This window comes from Photorhabdus viridis, from assembly GCF_040256935.1.
Lineage (GTDB): Bacteria > Pseudomonadota > Gammaproteobacteria > Enterobacterales > Enterobacteriaceae > Photorhabdus > Photorhabdus viridis.
In genome coordinates, this window is the sequence record NZ_JBEJZY010000500.1 from 1 (window position 1) to 223 (window position 223).

Consider the following 223-nt stretch of genomic DNA (forward strand, 5'->3'; position numbering starts at 1 on the left):
ATATTTTTGGCCTGAATATGGCTGGGTATCTCCTCGTCGGATATACAGATTTGCCCGATGTCCAGTGTGTGTGCCTGGGTATCAAATTTCTGATATTGGCAGTAAAAATCGCGATGATGGTGCGCTGTGACGGGTTTTGCCTGATGATCATAAAATGTGAGAGTAATTTGACTGCCGCCAAATGGCAATTCCTCTCGTATATGGTCAAAAAGCAATATGTTGT

At 43.0% G+C, this 223-nt stretch carries 1 pseudogene; it reads right to left on the minus strand.

The features are described from left to right. A pseudogene (locus ABR397_RS24290) lies at positions 1 to 223 on the minus strand (type VI secretion system baseplate subunit TssF); the annotation flags it as partial.